Genomic DNA, 20,873 nt, shown 5'->3' on the forward strand with positions numbered 1-20,873 from the left:
CACCCTCCCCACAAGGGGGAGGGATAAGAACCGCTTGCGCGGGGACGACATCGAAAAAAATCGCGAAGCCGGACCCGCACGCGAGCACAACACCCACGATCGTCATCACCGGGCATAGCCGTTCGAAGAACGGCGTTCTAAAGAACGCCCATGACCCGGTGATCCACGTCTTCGTAAAAACGTCGATCAGAAAGATGGATGGCCGGGTCATCCCCGATCAAGCCGCGGACAGGCGCCCGGCCATGACGATCTATAGTTACGAGAGACGTCGCCACACACTCGATGTCGTCCCCGCTTTCGCGGGGACGACCCAGCGAGAAGTCGCGAAGCCGGACCCGTTGGCGGGAACGACGCAGAGAGAGATTGTGCGACAATGCGCACCCGGAATGACAGTCTAACGAATAAAATTCGGTCCCGGATCAGGCACTGCGACATCCGTCACGCGCATTTGCACGCGCTCGGAGCCCTGCCAGCGATCGACTGTGAGCGATCCCGCAACATGCAGCATCTGACCGCGATTTTCGATCAGCGCATTGCCGAGCTTCTGGCCAATGGAGCGAAACGCGATGCCGTTGACGAACGCGCCGTCGCCCGACTTGAACCGCAGACGCAGATGCGCCTGCCCGACCTCATCGGCGAAAACCAGTTGATGCGACGGCAGCGCAATCAACGGCTCGGGATTGCCCGCACCGAAAGGACCGGCGCGGTTCATGGTCGCGACAAAATCCGTCGTCACCGCGCGCGCGCTGACCGCGCCATCAATGAACAACTCGTTCGCATGCCGCGCATCCGCTACGGTCGCCGCCAGCGCGGATTCAACGAAGGCGCGGAATTCCGCCAGCCGCTCCTTCTTCAGCGTCACGCCGGCCGCCATGGCGTGGCCGCCGCCTTTCAGAAGGATCCCCTCATGCACCGCCTCGCGCACCACCTTGCCGAGATCGACGCCCGGAATGGAACGGCCCGATCCGGTGCCGATGCCACCCGGCTCCAGTGCAATAGCAAAGGCTGGCCGCGAGAATTTTTCCTTCAGGCGCGATGCGACCAGACCCACCACGCCCGGATGCCAGCCCTCTGACGCCGTGACGATCACCGAGCCTTTGTCGTCGAGGCCAAGCGACGCGAGCGCTTCCGCCTCGGCCTGCGCCTCGGCCATTTGCTCGATGACGCGGCGTTCGGTGTTGAGGCGATCGAGTTCGGCGGCGATCCGCGCGGCTTCCGAGATATCGCCTTCCAGAAGCAGCTTCACGCCAAGGTCGGCCTGCCCGATACGGCCGCCGGCATTGATGCGCGGCCCCAGCATGAAGCCAAGATGCCAGGCTTCCGGCGGGCCGCTCAGGCGAGCCACATCCATCAGCGCGGTGTGGCCGACATGATCGCGGCGGCGCAGAGCGATCAGCCCCTTGGCGACGAAAGCGCGGTTGAGGCCGGTCAGCGCCGCGACGTCGGCGACGGTGCCAAGCGCGACATGGTGGAGCGCGTCCAGCAAATTGGGCTCGGGCCGGACATCGCTCCAGAAGTTGCGGGCACGCAGTTCGCGGTTCACCGCAACCAGCGTGACGAACACGAGGCCGACGGCGGCGAGATGTCCAAGACCCGACAGATCGTCAGGACGGTTCGGGTTGACCAGCGCATCGACGACCGGAAGCTCGTCGCCGCACTGATGATGATCGATCACCACCACATCCATGCCGAGGCGCTTGGCTTCCGCCAGCGGTTCAATACTGGTGGTGCCGCAATCGACAGTGACCAGCAGAGTCGCTCCCCTGCCCGCGAGACCGCGCACGGCATCCACATTGGGGCCGTAACCCTCGAAAATGCGGTCGGGGATATGGATCAGCGGATCGAGTCCGCAATGGCGCAGATGCCAGGTCAGCAGCGCCGCGGAGGTCGCGCCGTCGACGTCGTAGTCGCCGAAGATCGCCACCTTCTCGCCGCGCGTGGCCGCGTCAGCGATGCGCTTGGCCGCAGCCTCCATCTCCGTCACGGTCAAGGGATCGGGCAGCAGCTTGCGGATGGTCGGATTGAGAAAATCGTCGACGGCATCGATATCGATGCCGCGGCCCGCGATGATCCGCGCCAGCATTTCCGGCACCTGATAGCGCTGCGCGATGGCGAGCGCCTTCGCCGCGCCGCGCGGATCGAGCCGGTCGCGCCAGACGCGGCCGGTCGCAGACCGGTTCACGCCGAGGAAGGCGGGGATCGTCTCAACAGGCAATGCGGATGCAGGGAGCGTCATGATGCTTTCCGCAGGTAAGCACGAAGCCGCAGCGTTCAATGATTCGCCGCGAAGTGCCTAGCAGCCGAGCTTGTCGGCCAGATCGTTGAAATCCTTTACGACGTAATCCCAGTTCCCGTCGGCCTTGAAATCCCGGTTCTGCAATGGACCATATTCGGTCACGCGCGGCACGAAAGCCGTCTTCAAACCGAATGACTGAGCTGCTTCGAGATCGTTGTTATGAGCGGCAACAAGCATCACTTGTTCCGGCGCGAGGCCGAGTATTTTCGCGGCGCCCAGGTAAGCCTCTCGATCGGGCTTGTAGTGGCCGAAGACCTCCGCACTCAGCACCAGATCCCACGGCAGGCCAGCGTGCTTCGCCATGTTGGTCAGAAGCGCGACATTGCCGTTGGACAACGGCCCGATAATGAATTTCCTTTTCAGCCGCGTCAGGCCGCCAACGCTGTCCGGCCATGGATTGAGGCTGTGCCAGCCGCGCGTCAGATAATCGAAATCCGCCGAGGTCAACCCTGTGATCCCAAGCTTGGCGGCCAGCGGTTCGATCGACTGCCGCTGCAAGTCGTCGAGGATCACGAAGCCGCGTTCGGGATGTTTGCGGACCTCATCCATTGAGGGCATGTACGCGGCGCGCCAGCCGTCGACCAGCGCGGTCCAGTCGCCCTTGAGGCCCTTCGCCTTGCCCCATGCGGTGAAATTATCGATCAGGCTGGTCCGCCAGTCGACCACGGTGCCAAAAACATCGAACAGCAGCGCCTTGATCTCAGACATCGAATAACCTCAGAAAATCTTCCGGTACTGCATGAAGCCCGACCGCTCGGCGACTTCATCGTACAGGATCTGTGCGCGCGCGTTCTCGAACTGCGTCAGCCAATGCACCCTGCTCGCGCCGGCCGCCTTCGCCTTTTCGTAGACAGCTTCGATCAGCTTGCGGCCAACGCCATGGCCCCGCGCGCCTTCGTTCACGAACAGGTCTTGCAGATAGCAATAGTCGCCAACCGTCCAGCACGAGCGGTGGTAGAGGAAATGGACAATGCCGGTCAGCTTGTCATCGACAAACGCGCCAAGCACGTACATCGGCTCTGCGTCATCGTGAAACCGCTGCCACGTCACCGCCGTTGTCTCGGCGGGGACGGTCGCCTTGTAGAACTTGAGATAGCCGGCCCACAACGGCTCCCACGCCTCGCGCTCATCCACGCGAAGGGGCCGGATGACAACGCGATCGGTCATGGGTATGCCCTGCTCAATCGAGGTGGAATTTCTCGAACTGGCGATGTTCGCCCTTGATGATGCGAACCGTGCCGGTCACAGAGCGCATCACGACGGTCTCGGTCTCGATCACGTTCTTGCGGAACTTGACACCCGACAGCAGCGAGCCGTCGGTCACGCCGGTCGCCGCGAACAGGCAATCGCCGCGCGCCATGTCCTCGATGCCGTAAATCATCGAGAAATCCCTGACGCCCATCTTCGCCGCGCGCTCGCGTTTCTCGTCGGTATCGAGAATGAGACGGCATTGCATCTGGCCGCCGATACAGCGCAGCGCCGCAGCAGCCAGAACGCCTTCCGGCGCGCCGCCGGTGCCCATGTAGATATCGACGCCGGTGTTGTCCGGATCGGCAGTGTGGATCACGCCGGCAACGTCACCGTCGGTGATCAGGCGCACAGCCGCGCCGGTCGAGCGGATCGCGTTGATGATCTCGGCGTGGCGCGGACGGTCCAGCACCAGAGCGGTGATCGCCGACGGATGCACGTCCTTGGCGCGGGCGAGACGGCGGATGTTTTCGGCCGGCGGGGCGTCGAGGTCCACCACCTGCTTTGGATAGCCGGGCCCGACCGCGATTTTCTGCATGTAGACGTCCGGCGCGTTCAGCAGCGTGCCGCCTTCCGCCATTGCCATGGTCGCAATTGCGCCCGGCATGTTCTTGGCGCACAGCGTGGTGCCTTCAAGCGGATCGACCGCGATGTCCACTTCGGGGCCGCCGCCCTCAGCACCGACCTTTTCGCCGATGAAGAGCATCGGCGCTTCGTCGCGCTCGCCCTCGCCGATCACGACGGTGCCCTGAATTGGAATCTTGTTGAGTTCGCGCCGCATCGCGTCCACCGCGGCCTGATCCGCGGCTTTTTCGTTGCCATGGCCCCGGAGACGAGCAGCAGACACCGCGGCACGCTCGGTCACGCGCACGATTTCGAGTGTGAGAATGCGTTCCAGCAGAAGCTGCGGCGGAACGGAAATCGTAACGGACATAGGCTAACTCCCAAAACGACAGACGTGGCGATGGACCCGGCTGACCGGACCCTATCAGTTCTTTTCGATGCGGATGACCTGCGGACGGCCGGTTATCACCCGATCTTGCTGGACGGCATGCAAGGCGCGGCGCACCGCATCCTCGGTGGTTGCGTATGTGATGAGAATGACCGGCACCGGCGATGGTTTGCCGCGGGTACTTATCAGTTCGACTGCGCCATCAGGATGACGCTGCACGATCGATTCAATGGAAATTTTCTGCTCGGCAAGGCGCGTCGCGATGGTCGCCGCGGTTCCGGCAAGATCGCGCGCCATCAGGCGAATGTAATAACCGCCCTCGTGACGCTTCATCGGCGCCTTGGTCGAGATCTTGAGTTTCGCAATCGGCCGTCCGAAAGGTGCGGCGCGAATGCCGCGCGCCACGTCCGCAATATCGGCCAGCACCGCGGATGCGGTCGCAGCGCCGCCGGCGCCAGGGCCCACCAGCGTGATCGGCGGAATGCCCTCGCCGTCGATGGTCACGGCATTCGTAACGTCCATGACCTGCGCAATCGAGGATGACTTCGGCACCATGGTCGGATGCACACGCTGCTCGATGCCGGATTCGGTGCGCACCGCAACGCCAAGCAATTTTACCCGATAGCCAAGTTCTTCAGCCGCGCGCAGATCTTCCGGCGCGATGGATGAAATACCTTCAACGTAGACCGCGCTCTGATTGACCTTGGTGCCGAATGCGAGGCTCGCGAGAATGGCAAGCTTCTGTGCGGTGTCGTGTCCATCGACGTCGAACGATGGATTGGCCTCGGCATATCCGAGCCGCTGCGCATCCTTGAGGCATTCCGCGAATGACAACCCTTCACGCTCCATCCGTGTCAGGATGTAATTGCAGGTGCCATTGAGAATGCCGTAGACACGATTGATGTCCGTGCCGGCAAGCCCTTCGCGCAACGTCTTGATGACGGGAATGGCCGCACCTACCGCGGCTTCGTAGTTCAACGCGCCGCCGTGTTTTTCGGCCAGCGCAGCAAGGCGCGAACCATGCTTGGCGATCAGCGCCTTGTTCGCCGTGACGACCGATTTTCCGTTGCGGAGCGCGGCTTCGATCGCGGACAGGGCCGGCTCGCCGGACCCGCCCATCAGTTCGACGAAGCAGTCGATCTTCGGATCGTTGGCCAGCGCCAACGGGCTCTTGGCCCACTCGATCCCGCGCAGATCGAGACCGCGTTTCTTGACCTTTGAACGTGCCGATACCGCGACAACCCGGACGCCACGGCCACACCGCGCCGACAAGGCCCTGCCCTGACTTTCGATCAGGCGGACTACCTCGGCACCCACGGTGCCGAGGCCCGCAATACCCACCTTGAGTGGCGCGACCATCTTGCTGAAAACCTGCCGGAAAACTCTTGTTAATTAGGCATGATCTGTTCCGAAAACCGGGGACCACTTTTCGGGATCATGCCTATCGCCGATTGGCGAGCGGAACCACGTTGTGCAACGATTCAACGCCAGTTTCAAGGAAGCGCCGGATATTGCGGGCTGCCTGACGAATGCGCTGCTCGTTTTCCACCATCGCGATGCGGACGTAGCCCTCGCCATGCTCGCCGAAGGCGACCCCCGGCGACACGACCACGCCGGATTTTTCCACCATCAGCGTGGCGAATTGCATGCTGCCGACCTCGCGGAACTTCTCCGGCAACGGCGCCCAGGCAAACATCGATGCGGCCGGCGGCGGAATATCCCAGCCAGCTCGGCCAAAGGTTTCCACCAGTACGTCACGGCGCTTGCGGTAGGTGTCGCGCATTTCCTTGATGCAATCCTGCGGACCGTTCAGCGCTGCGGTCGCTGCGACCTGGACCGGTGTAAACGCACCGTAATCGAGATACGACTTGACGCGGGTCAACGCTGCGATGATCCGCTCATTGCCGACGGCAAAGCCCATGCGCCAGCCGGCCATCGAGAACGTCTTCGACATCGAGGTGAATTCGACGGTGACATCGATCGCGCCCGGCACCTGCAAGACGGACGGCGGCGGCACGCCTTCGAAATACAGTTCCGCATAGGCCAGATCGGACAGAATGAAGATCTCGTGCTTCTTCGCGAACGCGACGAGATCCTTGTAGAAATCGAGCGACGCGACATAGGCCGTCGGGTTTGACGGGTAACAAGCGATCATCGCGATCGGCTTGGGGATGGAGTGGATGATCGCTTTCTCGAGCGCGCTGAACAATTCTGGCGTCGGCTCGGCGGGAACAGATCGAACCACACCGCCCGCCATCAGGAAGCCGAAGGCATGGATCGGGTAACTCGGGTTGGGCACCAGCACGACGTCGCCGGGTGACGTGATCGCCTGCGCGACGTTGGCGAAACCTTCCTTTGAACCGAGTGTCGCAACGACCTGGGTTTCCGGATTAAGTTTCACGCCAAAGCGGCGCTCGTAATAGGCAGCCTGCGCACGGCGCAGGCCCACGATGCCCTTCGATGCCGAATACCGGTCGGTCCGCGGCTTGCCCAAGGTTTCCTTGAGCTTTTCGATGACATGCGGCGGCGTCGGCAGGTCCGGATTGCCCATGCCCATATCGATGATGTCGGCCCCGGCGTTCCGCGCGGCCGCCTTGGCCCGGTTAACTTGCTCGAACACGTAAGGCGGCAGACGGCGGATACGGTAAAATTCTTCCATGGGTCGGGCTCCGGGAGCCGGTAAAACCGGCAATAACGACGAGATCAGTAACGTGTTTTGCACCGAAGTGGAATTCGGTACGGCGGTTAGAAGACGCGGAATTTCAGCATATTAAGCGGATTCGATCGCAATGCGGGGGGACCCCGCGTCAGAATTTGCATTTTTGCGATTAAATCGTGGTCTTTTTAGCACCAACCGGGGGTTGCGGCGAAGCGCAAATCTTAGTTGCTGCGGCGCTGAGCGGCCTGGGCGCCGGATGCCTGTCTGTCGCGGGCCGCCAGCAAATCCTTCTCCAATTTGTCCCGTTGAGCCTGATCCAGCACCGTTTCCTGCCGGGGAGCCGGTATATCATGCACTGGCAGATATTCGGCCGGGACTGCGGGCCGTGGCGGTGTGTTGGCCGGTAATCCGACCAGGGGGGCGTCGGCGATCGTGGATGCGCAACCGCCCAGCGCAATGCCAAGCAACAGCAAGCCGGCCAAAGCCGGCGACCGCCGAACCGGTTGCATGTGGCGTCGCACAGAAATTGTCACGTCCCCTGATTTCAATCGGCACGATTCCTGCTCGGTGAATGAGCAGACGATCTGAGCTCAACATCGGCGGAAAGCTTTAATCCCCGAAGAATGTTGCCACGGAGCAGATCGTGTTCATGAGGCCCTAATATGACCGAAGTATTAATCATGCCGCAGCGCAGCACATGCAAATCAGCAGGCCTATCCGAACTATGCCATGATGATCATGCGAACTCGCAAGGTTCGCGGTTTGAAACGAAAGTTCAGAAGTAAGCGATGAGTGACACTTTGCTAAGCACCAAGTCCGGGGACTCCGGCGCCACGAAAAGCTTCGATCCGGAAGTCTTCTCGGCAAATCTCGCGCGTGCTCTTGAATCAAGCGGCCGTGCCCTCTCCGCCTATCTGAAGCCGCGCGAAAACGGCGAGGCCAAGGACCGTCCGCCGGGCGAGCTGAATGAAGTGGTGAAGACGTTCACGTCCGTGGCGGAGTACTGGCTTTCCGACAAGGACCGCGCCGCCAACGTGCAGATGAAGTTCGGCAAGGCTTATCTGGATTTGCTGACCAGCGCTGCACGCCGTCTGTCGGGCGAAACGGCAGCACCTGTGGCTGAACCCTCGCCACGTGACAAGCGCTTTCAGGATGCCGAGTGGAAGACCAATCAGTTCTTTGATTTTCTGATGCAGGCCTATCTGCTCACGACGCAATGCGCGAACGATCTCGTCAAGAATGCCGACGGCCTCGATGCGCATACCCGCAAGAAAGCGGAGTTCTACGTTCAACAGGTCACGAACGCGATTTCGCCCTCCAACTTCGTGCTGACGAATCCGGAGGTGTTGCGTCAGACGCTCGCAAGCAACGCGGACAACCTCGTTCGCGGCATGACGATGCTTGCGGAGGATATCGAAGCCGGACACGGCACACTCAAAATCCGCCAGTCCGCGGCCAATCTGGAAATCGGCAAGGATCTCGCGCTGACGCCCGGCAAGGTGATCTATCAGAATGAGGTGATGCAGCTCATCCAGTACACGCCGACGACCGAAACTGTTCTCCGCACGCCGCTGCTCATCGTGCCGCCCTGGATCAACAAGTTCTACATTCTCGATCTCAACCGGCAGAAATCGTTCGTGCAGTGGTGCGTCAATCAGGGAATCACGGTGTTCCTGATCTCATGGGTCAACCCCGACAAGAAGCTCGGCGGCAAGACCTTCGAGGACTATATGCGCGAAGGCCCGCTGACGGCGATGGACGTCATCGAGAAAGCCACCGGCGAGATGCGCGTCCACACCATGGGCTACTGCGTCGGCGGCACCCTGCTCGCGACAACGCTCGCATGGCTTGCCGAAAAGCGTCAGGTGCGCGTGACCTCGGCGACCTTCCTGGCAGCGCAGGTCGACTTCACCCATGCAGGCGATCTTCTGGTGTTCGTTGACGAGAGCCAGGTTTCAAATCTCGAACGCGACATGAAACAGGCCGGCGTACTCGAAGGCAGCAAGATGGCGATGGCCTTCAACATGCTCCGTTCGAACGATCTGATCTGGTCATATGTGGTCAGCAATTATCTGAAAGGCAAAGAGCCGGCGGCGTTCGACCTGCTGCACTGGAATTCGGATGCGACCCGCATGCCGGCGGCCAACCACTCGTTCTACCTTCGTAACTGCTATCTCGAAAACCGCTTGTCGGCCGGCTCCATGACCATCGACAACGCGCAGCTCGATCTCTCCAAGGTGAAAGTGCCGGTTTACAATCTCGCCACCAAAGAGGACCACATCGCGCCAGCCGAATCCGTGCTCTACGGTTCACAGTTCTTCGGTGGCCCGGTCAAATATGTGCTCGCCGGCTCCGGCCATATCGCCGGTGTCGTCAATCCGCCGGAACTGGGCAAATACCAGTACTGGACCAACGATCGCATCGGTGACATCACCCTCGCCGACTGGGTCAAGGACGCACAGGAACACAAGGGGTCATGGTGGCCGGATTGGCGGTCGTGGCTTGAGTCGATCGACGCCGAGCAGGTGCCCGCCCGCGTTCCTGGCAATGGGCCTCTGGCGGCCATTGAAGACGCACCGGGAAGCTATGTCCGGGTCCGCGCCTGAGAATAACGCCTGCCGCGACGTTGGCCTCGCATCGCCAATCGTCTATGACTTCACACGTTATTTGCTTCGTCGACTCGCCCCGTTACATGACGGGACGGTGAAGGCAATTCCACCCGCCTCCGGGCAGGCCTAGTGTCCTGAATCCGAAGTTCGCCCCCGTTGTGCTGCAATTTCGATAGCGAACTTCGGATTCAAAAGGACACTAGCAAATTATAATTCTAGTGTGGTTTTGGTTCGCAAGTCCGCAAATGAACGCGCTGGAGAAACAATGCGGACTTGCGAACCACCACACGAGCAAGATTGGAAGGAAGACCGTCGATGACACGTGAATTGTTCTGGCTGACGCTGACCGTTATTTTCACTGGCCTGATCTGGGTGCCCTACCTTCTCAACCGCTGCCAGGTTCGGGGTCTTGGCGGCGCGATGGCCAATCCGTCGCGCAACGACAAGCCGCTGGCGGAGTGGGCCAATCGTCTGCTGTTCGCTCATGACAACGCTGTCGAGAACCTGGTGGTCTTCGCCCCGCTGGTTCTGATCCTCAATGCTGTCGACTATTCGAGCAAATGGACCGTCCTCGCGTGCTCGGTGTATTTCTGGTCGCGCGTTGCCCATCTCATCGTCTACACACTCGGTGTGCCTGTTCTCCGCACGCTGACATTCCTGATTGGCTTTTTTGCGCAGGCGGTTCTGGCGCTGGCAATCTTCAAGATTCTCTGATCAAGCACACCAAGGATCAAACAAAAGGGACGGCTCATCGCCGTCCCTTTTTTATTGCCATCCGCTGCGCGGCTTACGGAAACATCGGCGGCTGATCGATGCCCATGGTCTCAGGAAGGCCGAGCACCAGATTCATGTTCTGCACCGCCTGACCCGACGCACCCTTGGTGAGATTGTCGAGGGTCGAGATAATGATCGCCCGTCCGGCGATACGGTCAGCCGCCACGCCGATGAAGGTCATGTTAGAGCCGCGCACATGTCGCGAATGCGGTGTCTTGCCGAACGGCAGGACATGCACGAACGGCTCCTTCTCATACTGGTTCACCAGAATCTCGTGAAGATCCTGCGCGATCTTGCCTCGCCGGCCCCGCACATAGATGGTCGAGAAGATGCCGCGGTTCATCGGCAGGAGGTGCGGCGTAAACGATACGACGACCTCCTTGCCAGCAGCCTTTGAAAACTCCTGATCGAGTTCAGCCATGTGCCGATGCTGGCCGACGCCGTAAGCGTTGAAGCCTTCGGAGACTTCCGAGAACAGCATCTCCTCCTTCGCCGAACGCCCCGCACCGGTCATTCCCGATTTGGCATCGATGACGATTTCGTCCGGCTCGATCGCCTTGGCTTTCAGCAGCGGGATCAACGGCAACTGCGCGCAGGTGGTGTAGCAACCCGGATTGGCGACCAGCCGCGCCTTCTTGATGTCGCGCCGATAGACTTCCACCAGCCCGTAGACGGCTTCCTTCTGAAGTTCGAGCGCATGATGATCGTGCCCATACCACTTGGCATAGGCCGCCGGGTCTTCCAGCCGAAAGTCCGCCGACAGATCAACGATCTTGATGTCCGGCGCTTTCGCAAAGACGTCCTTCAGCACCTTCTGAGTGGTGGCGTGCGGCAACGCGCAGAACACCAGATCGAGCCCGGCGTTGGCCCAATCGACCTCATCGATTGTCACCAGCCGCGGGAGATCATAGGGCGCAAATTGCGGGAACACGTCGCCCATCATCTGCCCGGCGCGCCTGTCGGCGGTCAGCAGGGCAATCTCCACCCGGGGATGGCGCAGCAGCAGCCGCAGGAGTTCTGCCCCGGTGTAACCGGAGGCGCCAAGGATGCCGATTTTCTTCTTCGTGCTCATGGCGCGATCCCTTCGTGCGCAGTACTCAACACTTCATTGTCTTCAACGGCGGCAAATGCCTGCGGGCGCATGGCGCGCATCGCAGCCGACAGGATGCCCGCGCCTGCGGATGTCTGTAAGGCCAAAGCGCGGGTGACCGCAACATGGTCCGCGTCCGATTTGTGCTGGTTCAACTTGAAGCTACCCTCGACATCTTCAACGATCATGACCAGTCCCACGATTGCCTTCATCATCGCCTCAAGCCGGCCGGACGACATCTTGCCCACCGTCCAGGGCTTTTTCGGCGCAAGGTCGCTTTCGAACCGGGCGCTGGCCTGGTTCAGGTGATCCGGCAGTTGCTGCCCTGTCATAATTCGGACGGCACCCGTCATATGAACCGACCGATAGAGCCACGTCGGCACCTGATCGGGAGAGACGTACCAATCGGGCGAGACATAGGCATCCGCATCGCTCACGGCGAACAGCCATGGCGTCACGCCATCGGCGAGACCAATCAGCGGATTGTGGCGAGCGAGATGAAAGCAGACCAGCGGTGTGCCGTCGCTTCCATATTCAATGTGGAACGGCACCGGCGACGCGATCGGCTTTTGGCCATCATGGGCGCAGGCCAGCCCGAATCCGCGCGCGGCGGCGAACGCGAGGCAAGCAGCGCGGTCAACTCGGAAGGCGGGCGGAACGTACATTGCAAACTCCTGCTTCTGCGAGGAGCCGCCTGAGATCAAACCGCGTTTTTGAGGGAGTTAAAGTGTGCCGCGGACTGTCTCCGGCGGCACAGATGGTGATCTTAAACGCGATCAACCGCCCATACCGCGGGGATGCGGCGGCGGCGGGCAGCGATGATGGTTGCGTTCAAAATCATGGGCGCGGATATAGGTCCGCGCCCAAATTTCGTCAAGCCATGATAATTATTCCCGATCACAAATAGTTTGAGGGGGTGTCATCCCATGAGCATTTTGACGCCCATGATTCCGGGCGCCATCAGAACGCCGGACCACACGAACGCCGAAGTAAAATTCGCGAACTGGAAATGCCAGTATTCCATTTCGACAACGCCTGCGACCAGGGGAACGGTTGCACGCAACGGTCCCGAAAAGCGGCCGATGAAAATACCGAGTACGCCCCACTTCCTCATGAACCGTTCTGCGCGCGGCAGCATGTCGGGAAAACTGGACATCGGCCACATATGAGCGATGCGGTCGTGGAATTTGACTCCAATCCAGTACGACAACCAGTCGCCGAATGCGGCGCCCAATCCGGCAGCTATCCAGATCGGCCAAAAATTGATTCCACTCACGCCGATCAGCGCACCGATGGAAACCAGTGCCCCCCATGCCGGAATGATCAACGAGAGGAAGGCCAGCGATTCCGCAAAGGCCAACCCGAAGACAATGGGCATCGCCCACATCTGATGGTCGCGGACAAATTCAGCGAGTCCGCGCGTCATTTCCTCAAACGTCATACGATGTCCCAATCCGGCTTATCGAATCTGCCGGTTTCCCCTGATCCCGAATACCACGGCGGCAGCTGCCATGTTTGGGAACCGCCTGCGTCACATTTGCCGCCCTAACCATGGCATAGTAACAGCCAGCGATTCGTCCCTCGATCACGATATATCAAGATTTAAAAATCATGCCGAAGTCTTTGAAAAAGAAAGAAAAAACAGACGCCGACCTGTTCGCCTCGTCGGATCGGAAGCCCCGGGCGGCTGCAAAAGCCACCGCCAGGCCCTCAGGTGCGGAGGCTGGCTATACCGCACGGGACATCGAAGTACTCGAGGGGCTGGAGCCCGTTCGCCGCCGTCCCGGCATGTATATCGGCGGCACAGACGAGAAGGCGCTACATCACCTGTTCGCGGAAGTCATCGACAACTCGATGGACGAAGCGCTGGCCGGTCACGCGACTTTTATCGAGGTGCATCTCGGAGCCGACGGCTATCTCACCGTTGTCGACAACGGACGCGGTATTCCGGTCGATCCGCATCCGAAATTTCCGAAGAAGTCCGCTCTCGAAATCATCATGTGTACGCTGCATGCCGGCGGCAAATTCGATTCCAAGGTTTATGAAACCTCCGGCGGCCTGCATGGCGTCGGCGTGTCGGTGGTGAACGCCCTCTCCTCGCAGCTCGTCGTCGAGGTCGCGCGCAACCAGAAGCTCTACAGAATGACGTTCGAGCGCGGAAAGCCGAAGGGCAGGCTCGAAGAACTCGGCAAGATCAACAACCGCCGCGGCACGAGCATTCGCTTCAAACCCGATACCGATATCTTCGGCACCAAAGCCGTGTTCAAGCCCCAGCGCCTGTTCAAGATGGCGCGCTCGAAGGCGTATCTGTTCGGCGGTGTCGAAATCCGCTGGCGCTGCGACAAGGAATTGCTCAAGGGCGTCGATGACGTCCCTGCCGAAGACACCTTCCATTTCCCCGGCGGACTGAAGGACTATCTCGCCGCGGCGATCCATGCGGACACGCTGGTGCATCCGGACATTTTCTCCGGCAAGTCCGGCCGCAACGGCGCCCATGGCGCGTGCGAGTGGGCCGTCGCCTGGACTGCCGACGCGGACGGATTCCTGTCGTCCTACACCAACACCGTTCCGACGCCTGACGGCGGCACGCATGAAGCGGGTTTCCGCAGCGCGCTGCTGCGCGGCTTGAAAGACTACGCCGATCGTATCGGCCAGGGCAAAAAGGCCTCATCCATCACATCCGAAGACGTGATGGTCGGTGCGGCTGCAATGCTGTCGGTGTTCGTCCGCGAGCCTGAATTTCAGGGCCAGACCAAGGATCGGCTGGCGACCGCCGAGGCGCAGAAGATTGTCGAACAGGCCATCAAGGACCCGTTCGATCACTGGCTGACGGGCAATCCGCTGCAAGCCAACAAACTGCTGGAATTCGTGGTGGAGCGCGCCGACGAGCGGCTACGCCGGCGCGCCGAGAAGGAAACCTCGCGCAAGACCGCCGTGAAGAAACTGCGGTTGCCGGGCAAGCTGGCGGATTGCACCAACAACGCGACGGAAGGCTCCGAACTCTTCATCGTTGAAGGCGACTCCGCAGGCGGCAGCGCCAAGCAGGCGCGCGATCGCAAAACCCAGGCGATCCTGCCGTTGCGCGGAAAAATCCTCAACGTCGCATCCGCGACCAAGGACAAGCTCACCGCGAACGCGCAGCTTGCCGATCTCATTCAGGCGATCGGAGCCGGCATCGGCGCGCAGTATCGCGAAGAGGATTTGCGTTACTCACGCATCATCATCATGACCGACGCGGACGTGGACGGCGCGCACATCGCCTCGCTGCTCATCACGTTCTTCTACCGGCAGATGCCGCGTCTGATCGACGAAGGCCATCTCTACCTCGCGGTGCCGCCGCTCTATCGCCTCACCCATGGCTCGAAGACATTCTACGCCCGCGACGAGAAGCATCGCGACGAGCTTCTCAAGAAGGAATTTCACGCCAACGCCAAGGTCGAGATCGGCCGCTTCAAAGGCCTCGGCGAGATGATGCCTGCGCAATTGAAGGAAACCACGATGGACCCGGCGAAGCGCACCATGCTGCGCGTGGTGCTGTTGCCGGATGACCGCGAGGGCACCGCAGATTCAGTCGAACGTCTGATGGGCACCAAGGCCGAAGCCCGCTTCGCCTTCATTTCCGACAAGGCGGAGTTCGCCAGCGAGGATATGCTGGACGTGTAATCCATTCACACAACAGGAAAACCATGGCCATCGTTGTTGAAGACGCGGCTTCAGCCGATTCTGCTCAAACGGGGACGATCCGGACAATCATCGGTTTTGCACAGGGGCTCGCCCTTTATCTCCTGTTTGACGCAAGCCAGTCGAAATCGTGGCCAGCAACCGACGGCTCCCTGTTTGCAGCTCTTTACGTTGTCGCGATATTCGTTCCGTTGATTGCCGTTACCGCGTGGGGTCACCTTCGTCCCTTACTCCTCGCCGCATGGATCTTTTTTGCAATCTTTCTGTGTGCGAGTCTCGGCTTCTACGACATTTTTCGCAATCCTACGGCGTTAACGGTCCCGCGCCTATATCCTTCACCGCAGCTTTGGTTTTCGCTGTCGTTCGGATTGTTTATCGGACATAGTCTTCTGATATCCGGCGCCAGCAATAGCCGGTTCTTTGCGCGCTATCCGACTTATTTCGAAACCTCTTGGAAATACGGACTTCAGATCGTCATGGCGGCGCTATTTGCCGCCTTGTTCTGGCTCCTGTTGTGGCTCGGCGCTGAGTTGTTCAAACTCATCAAGATCGACCAGCCCTCCAAGATCATTCAGAAAAGCTGGTTCTGGATTCCCGCCACAACCGTGGTGCTCAACTACGCCCTTCATATGACCGATGTCCGCGTCGGCATCATACGCGGCGTCCGGTTGCTGAGCTGCAACCTGCTCTCGTGGCTGCTGCCGCTGATGACGCTGATTGCCGTCGCGTTTGTATTAGCGTTGCCGTTCACCGGGCTAGAACCATTATGGAATACACGGCGGGCGTCATCGATGCTCCTCATCGCTGCGGCAAGCCTGATCTTTCTGGTCAACTCAGCATATCAGGACGGAACGCGGATCGATCACAGCGCGGCCTCCGGCGAAAAGCCCCTCTCGCGTCTGTTGCGCTTGTCGATCATCGCGGCTTCAGCCGTAATGACAGCGCTCGTCGCCCTCGCTGCCTACGGAATATATTTGCGAGTTGCGCAGCACGGCTGGACCCCGTCCCGTGTCATCGCCACGGCCTGCGCTACGGTCGCCGCGTGCTATGCCATCGGATACTCGATCGCTGCGATCAACTGGCAAGCCCGGTTTTCGCAACTGGAAACGACGAACGTGGCTACGGCCTTCGTCGTCCTAGTCATCCTGCTCGCCCTATTTACACCTGTCGCCGATCCAGCGCGCCTTGCCGTCGCCGATCAAATTCGCCGTCTAAACGCTGGAATCATTTCTCCCGACAAATTTGACTACGCGTTCCTGAAGTTCAACTCTGGACGTTATGGTCTGGATGCCTTGAACGAGCTTACAAAGAAGACCGCCTTGCCGATCGCATCGCAGAAGTCCGCCGAAATGCAGAAAGAGAAAAATGAGTTTCAGGCGCGGCGGCCTCAGCCCCAGCTAACTCCCGAGCAACGCATCAGCAATATCACGGTCGTGCAGCCATCCGGACAATCCCTGCCGAAGGGTTTCCTGGAGGTGGACTGGAACAAACACCAGCGTTCGTACCTGATGCCGCTATGTCTCAGGGCGAACGCGAAATGCGATGCGATTTTTGCCGACCTCGATGGCGACGGAAACGCCGAGATTATTGTCGTGCCTGCCCCCTCCGGGATAAGCGCGGTGTTCAAATCGGCCAACGGGGCGTGGTCCTTTGCGGGCAGCCTTGCGAATTCGGCTTGCCCCGGCACGCGCGAGGCTTTGATCGCTGGAAAGTTCGAAACTGCCCAGCCCGTCATGAAAGATGTCATTGTCGCCGGGCGCCGGCTGAATCTGAATCCTCTCGCCGATTGCACCTTGAGCAATTCGGTTACAATCAAAGTGAACTAGTTCTTGCGCGCCTGACAGAACAAACAGAACAATTCAAGCTTCAATTCCATTCAATCTAACACACAAGATCGCCACCGTGACTGACGGTAGTGGCCGCATCGGCCTTGGCATAGAACAGAAACTTGCACGCGCTGCCGCCGGCGGCGTCACAGCCGGACGCAATCAGCAAAAGAACGAAAGCGCTGCATGCCAGCATGGCCGAGTGATGAACCGTATCGCCGCGAAAATCCCGAACGAAGTTGGCGTGCTTGTCGAGATCAAGCGTGTCGGTTCTGGCGGAATTTAAAGATAGCCCAACATTTTCCCCGCAGGCCACCACCGACGATACAACACCGAACCGCACGACCATTTCGCGGATTCGCTCGTACTTTCCAGAGAAATTGGCTCCCCCTCCTCATCGCCGGAAATTCTTGATCTCCGAGAGGCTGCCGTCCTGATAGGTCAATTCGACTGAGACGGATCGGGTCGACACCGGAATCTTCATGTACGACGCGGCGTTTTCAGGAATGGCGGAGGGGTCTTTGGGATTGCACGGCGGGATCTTCACCACCCTGTCAGGCACCGTCGTATCGATCCCGATCCGCATTTCGCGGATTGCGCAACGGTATGACAGGATCTGCGAGTAATAAACCAGCGGTCCGCTGTAACCGCCGAATGAAAGCCAGCTGTTCGACGTCATATCCAGCAGCTTGCGATGGCTGGCGACGAGCGCAGACTCGGGATCGAACTTGATCGGAAATGGTCCCTGCATCTGGCCGGTCGGATCGACGTAACGTACCTGAATGGTCGCGGCCGGCGCGTCGTTCGGCAGTTCAATCGAGGGGTTCGGCATGCGCCGCCGCGTCCGCGGATCGAGCGCATCGGTGAATCCCGTCTCCTTGAACTCACCGCTCTCCCCTAACCGCCACGAAATCGCCAGTGTCGGATCGGCGATGGAGAATGCAATCGACCATCCGCCGTTGTGGCGCATGAAACTCGCAATCGGCGCATTGCCGTTGTCGATGGCGATAGGGGCTACTGGTTGTACCGGCAGCGCCGCTACCTGCACCTGCGGCTCGACTGCGATGGCGCGCTCGCCATCCTTGGCGGGCCTCAGAATAAAATCGCCAACGATCTGGTCGTAATAGGCCGGCGTCTGCATCCGGCTTGCCGCCGCCGTCATTTGACGGACGTCGGACTGCGTCCGCTTGGCGATCTGCACCAGATTGAGTCCAGGCTGCGCCAGTTCGCGCGCGAAGCTGCGGGTGAATACCGAGTTGGGATTGGGATCGTTGTCGTTCAGGCGGTCAAGCGCGGTCTGCTTGGCACCAGCCGAGAAAATCACGAAGACGCCTTCCGGCGGCGAAATGGGCGCAAGGCCTCCGCTTCCGCCCAGCGCGCGCGTCCCTGTCGCCTCAAAGGGATTGTTGCGGCAGGCGTCGAACACGAAGATCGAGGTCCGCGCACCTCGGGCCTGAAGACGCGAAATCACCCGCTCGGCGGCAAACGCGCCGTCGCGGATGAGTTCTTCCTGCCCTTGCGTGACTGCCGCGATGTCGGTCGGCAACAGATAATTCTGGCCGTTGATCTCGAAACCATGCCCGGCGAAAAAGAAGAACGCCGTGTCGCCAGGCTCCACGATTTTATCGAACGCCAGCATCGTTTCGCTGAAGGCCTGCCGGGTCTGGTTTTCAGCAAACAGCACATTGAAGCCGAGCTGCTTCAGCGCATCGCTCATCGTCCGGGCATCGTTCACCGCCTTTTGCAGCCGAGGCACGTTGCGGTAGTCATTGTTGCCGATCACCAACGCCACCCGCTTTTCGGCATAAGCCGGCGCGGCGAACGCCGTCATCATCGCGGCAAGGCCAATCAGCAGCGTCCCGAATTTGGTCATATCTCGTCCCCTAGGGCCGCCGGCGCGGCAGACCCGGTTCCGGCGGTTAGTATCTTATAGTCGCCTTGTCGGGGAAGGCGGTTCACGGGCCTGTCCGGACTGTCAAAACCCCTTCAACTTGTTGTCGTATTAAGGTTTTTCGCGGCTTCAACCCTTAAATTCATTGACTTTCACGAGATCGGGCCTATGTTCCGCTGCAACGCGGTCAGAATCAAAACGCGATTTCCTGGCCAGCCGCCTGTCGGCAAATATGTCCTCCCCGTGCCCTTAAAGCGTGCCGTTCCGGGGTGAGCGCGACAGAAATTTCCAGAGAGTCCGAACGGCGATTTCGACTCGAGGCTCAATGTCCTTTTCCAATCTCGGCCTGTCCGACAAGGTTCTCGCTGCTGTTGCGGCTACCGGTTACACGACCCCCACCCCCATCCAGGAAAAAGCGATCCCCCACGTTCTCGCCCGGCGCGACGTGCTCGGCATCGCCCAGACCGGCACCGGCAAGACTGCCGCTTTTGTGCTTCCGATGCTGACGCTGCTCGAAAAGGGCCGCGCCCGGGCACGCATGCCACGCACCCTCATCCTTGAACCGACCCGCGAACTCGCGGCACAGGTGAAGGAGAACTTCGACAAATACGGCGCCGGCCAGAAATTGAATGTCGCGCTCCTGATCGGCGGCGTCTCGTTCGGCGACCAGGACACCAAGCTGATGCGCGGCGTCGACGTGCTGATCGCGACACCGGGACGGTTGCTGGATCACACCGAGCGCGGCGGTCTGCTTCTCACCGGCGTCGAACTGCTGGTGATCGACGAAGCAGACCGCATGCTCGACATGGGCTTCATTCCCGACATCGAACGCATCTGCAAGCTGGTGCCGTTCACGCGGCAAACGCTGTTCTTCACGGCGACGATGCCGCCGGAAATCCGGCGGATCACCGAGGCCTTCCTTCACAATCCCGAGAAGGTCGAGGTCTCCAAGCCCGCCTCTACCGCGACCACCGTAACTCAATCACAGGTCAGCGTGGGCCGCGAGCCGCACGAAAAGCGCGAAATGCTCCGGCAGTTGCTCCGCGACGCCAAGGATCTCAAAAACGCGATTATCTTCTGTAATCGCAAGCGTGACGTCGCGGTTGTTTACAAATCACTCCAGAAGCACGGCTTCAGCGTCGGCGCCCTGCACGGCGACATGGACCAGTCAGCTCGAACGGCCTCACTCGATCAGTTCCGCAAGGGTGAACTTCCGTTGCTGGTCGCCTCCGATGTCGCTGCCCGCGGTCTCGACATTCCGGAAGTCAGCCACGTCTTCAACTTCGACGTTCCCCACCATCCGGACGACTACGTCCACCGCATTGGCCGTACCGGACGCGCCGGACGCCTTGGGACCGCGATTTCGATCGTTAGCCCGGCAGACCAGAAGTCCGTCACTGCAATCGAGAAATTGATCGGCCAGTCCATCGCCCGCGCCGATATAACCCCCGCTGCAAGCCCCGAAGCCTCGTCATCGCCCGCCGGCGAACAGCAGGCTGAACGGGCACCGGAAGATCGTAAACCGCGCCGCGATTCACAGCGGACCCGTGGCGGCCGCAACAAATCCCGGAAGCCTGAAGGCGCCGATCGGAAGCCTCATGCTGCTGCCGAAAAGCCGGCGCAGGCTCCATCGATCGGACGCGCCATGCCGGCGGCGGCGGCTCGCGAACAGCATGCCGAGCCAGCAGACCACTCACATCTGCCGGCGTTCCTTCTGCGGCCAATCCGCGCTCGCGGCTGACCGCAAACAATTGACCCGCCTGCGGATTGAATCTGTTTACGGGTCATTCATTCTCGTCCCTTAACGTGCGCTCGATACTTTTAGCCATTTCGTTAAAAAGGGCAGG

At 60.3% G+C, this 20,873-nt stretch carries 17 protein-coding genes; 7 read left to right on the forward strand and 10 right to left on the reverse strand.

The annotated features are described in order from the left end of the window. Positions 1-398, forward strand: a 398-nt coding sequence (locus AC1Q6J_RS19940; RefSeq protein ID WP_492280923.1) for a hypothetical protein, incomplete at its 5' end; no start/stop codon positions are given. Here AC1Q6J_RS19940 and recJ read toward each other — a convergent pair. From recJ to AC1Q6J_RS19970, 6 genes are all read right to left on the reverse strand, one after another. After that, positions 395-2,236, reverse strand: coding sequence for a single-stranded-DNA-specific exonuclease RecJ (recJ, locus tag AC1Q6J_RS19945; RefSeq protein WP_492280924.1), 1,842 nt, complete (start codon positions 2,234-2,236; stop codon positions 395-397). The genes AC1Q6J_RS19940 and recJ overlap by 4 nt on opposite strands. A gap of 57 nt (positions 2,237-2,293) precedes the next feature. Then, complete coding sequence (locus AC1Q6J_RS19950) at positions 2,294-3,004, reverse strand: haloacid dehalogenase type II (RefSeq protein WP_492280925.1); 711 nt, start codon at positions 3,002-3,004, stop codon at positions 2,294-2,296. Positions 3,005-3,013: 9 nt separating this feature from the next. Further along, complete coding sequence (locus AC1Q6J_RS19955) at positions 3,014-3,463, reverse strand: GNAT family N-acetyltransferase (protein WP_492280926.1); 450 nt, start codon at positions 3,461-3,463, stop codon at positions 3,014-3,016. Positions 3,464-3,476: 13 nt separating this feature from the next. Continuing rightward, entirely contained in the window at positions 3,477-4,478 is a 1,002-nt protein-coding gene (glpX, locus tag AC1Q6J_RS19960) for a class II fructose-bisphosphatase (RefSeq protein WP_492280927.1), read from the reverse strand. A gap of 54 nt (positions 4,479-4,532) precedes the next feature. Continuing rightward, on the reverse strand, positions 4,533-5,855 hold the full coding sequence (locus tag AC1Q6J_RS19965; protein WP_492280928.1) for a homoserine dehydrogenase: 1,323 nt from the start codon (positions 5,853-5,855) through the stop codon (positions 4,533-4,535). Between the two features lie 82 nt (positions 5,856-5,937). Next, the gene (locus AC1Q6J_RS19970; protein ID WP_492280929.1) at positions 5,938-7,155 is read right to left on the reverse strand and encodes an LL-diaminopimelate aminotransferase; all 1,218 of its coding nucleotides are present in this window, start codon (positions 7,153-7,155) and stop codon (positions 5,938-5,940) included. Positions 7,156-7,943: 788 nt separating this feature from the next. Between AC1Q6J_RS19970 and AC1Q6J_RS19975 the strand changes: the two genes are divergently transcribed. Continuing rightward, positions 7,944-9,761 carry a PHA/PHB synthase family protein gene (locus tag AC1Q6J_RS19975; RefSeq protein WP_492280930.1) on the forward strand — a complete coding sequence of 606 codons (1,818 nt, stop codon included), beginning with the start codon at positions 7,944-7,946 and terminating at the stop codon, positions 9,759-9,761. Positions 9,762-10,079: 318 nt separating this feature from the next. Next, a complete protein-coding gene (locus AC1Q6J_RS19980) occupies positions 10,080-10,478 on the forward strand; it encodes an MAPEG family protein (protein WP_492280931.1) in 399 nt (132 codons plus the stop codon). Between the two features lie 73 nt (positions 10,479-10,551). Here AC1Q6J_RS19980 and argC read toward each other — a convergent pair whose 3' ends face one another. The 3 genes from argC to AC1Q6J_RS19995 all read right to left on the reverse strand — a co-directional run bounded on the left by argC (position 10,552) and on the right by AC1Q6J_RS19995 (position 13,069). Beyond that, entirely contained in the window at positions 10,552-11,610 is a 1,059-nt protein-coding gene (gene argC, locus AC1Q6J_RS19985) for an N-acetyl-gamma-glutamyl-phosphate reductase (RefSeq protein WP_492280932.1), read from the reverse strand. Then, a complete protein-coding gene (locus AC1Q6J_RS19990) occupies positions 11,607-12,293 on the reverse strand; it encodes an FMN-binding negative transcriptional regulator (protein ID WP_492280933.1) in 687 nt (228 codons plus the stop codon). Before AC1Q6J_RS19990 ends, argC begins: the two co-directional genes overlap by 4 nt. 254 nt (positions 12,294-12,547) lie before the next feature. Next, positions 12,548-13,069, reverse strand: coding sequence for a DedA family protein (locus AC1Q6J_RS19995; RefSeq protein WP_492280934.1), 522 nt, complete (start codon positions 13,067-13,069; stop codon positions 12,548-12,550). 170 nt (positions 13,070-13,239) lie between these two features. On the opposite strand from AC1Q6J_RS19995, the gene parE reads away from it, so the two are divergent. From parE to AC1Q6J_RS20010, 3 genes are all read left to right on the forward strand, one after another. Next, positions 13,240-15,291, forward strand: a complete 2,052-nt coding sequence (parE, locus tag AC1Q6J_RS20000) for a DNA topoisomerase IV subunit B (RefSeq protein WP_492280935.1) — start codon at positions 13,240-13,242, stop codon at positions 15,289-15,291. Between the two features lie 23 nt (positions 15,292-15,314). Beyond that, a complete protein-coding gene (locus AC1Q6J_RS20005; RefSeq protein WP_492280936.1) occupies positions 15,315-17,135 on the forward strand; it encodes a DUF4153 domain-containing protein in 1,821 nt (606 codons plus the stop codon). A gap of 76 nt (positions 17,136-17,211) precedes the next feature. Then, a complete protein-coding gene (locus AC1Q6J_RS20010; RefSeq protein ID WP_492280937.1) occupies positions 17,212-17,421 on the forward strand; it encodes a hypothetical protein in 210 nt (69 codons plus the stop codon). Between the two features lie 108 nt (positions 17,422-17,529). Here the strand turns inward: AC1Q6J_RS20010 and AC1Q6J_RS20015 are convergent, their stop codons facing one another. Next, positions 17,530-19,008, reverse strand: a complete 1,479-nt coding sequence (locus tag AC1Q6J_RS20015; RefSeq protein ID WP_492280938.1) for a caspase family protein — start codon at positions 19,006-19,008, stop codon at positions 17,530-17,532. Between the two features lie 343 nt (positions 19,009-19,351). Between AC1Q6J_RS20015 and AC1Q6J_RS20020 the strand changes: the two genes are divergently transcribed. Continuing rightward, entirely contained in the window at positions 19,352-20,767 is a 1,416-nt protein-coding gene (locus AC1Q6J_RS20020) for a DEAD/DEAH box helicase (RefSeq protein WP_492280939.1), read from the forward strand. Positions 20,768-20,873 lie beyond the last annotated feature (106 nt).

It is taken from the genome of Afipia sp. MLSD5-FHT05B12, from assembly GCF_058793355.1.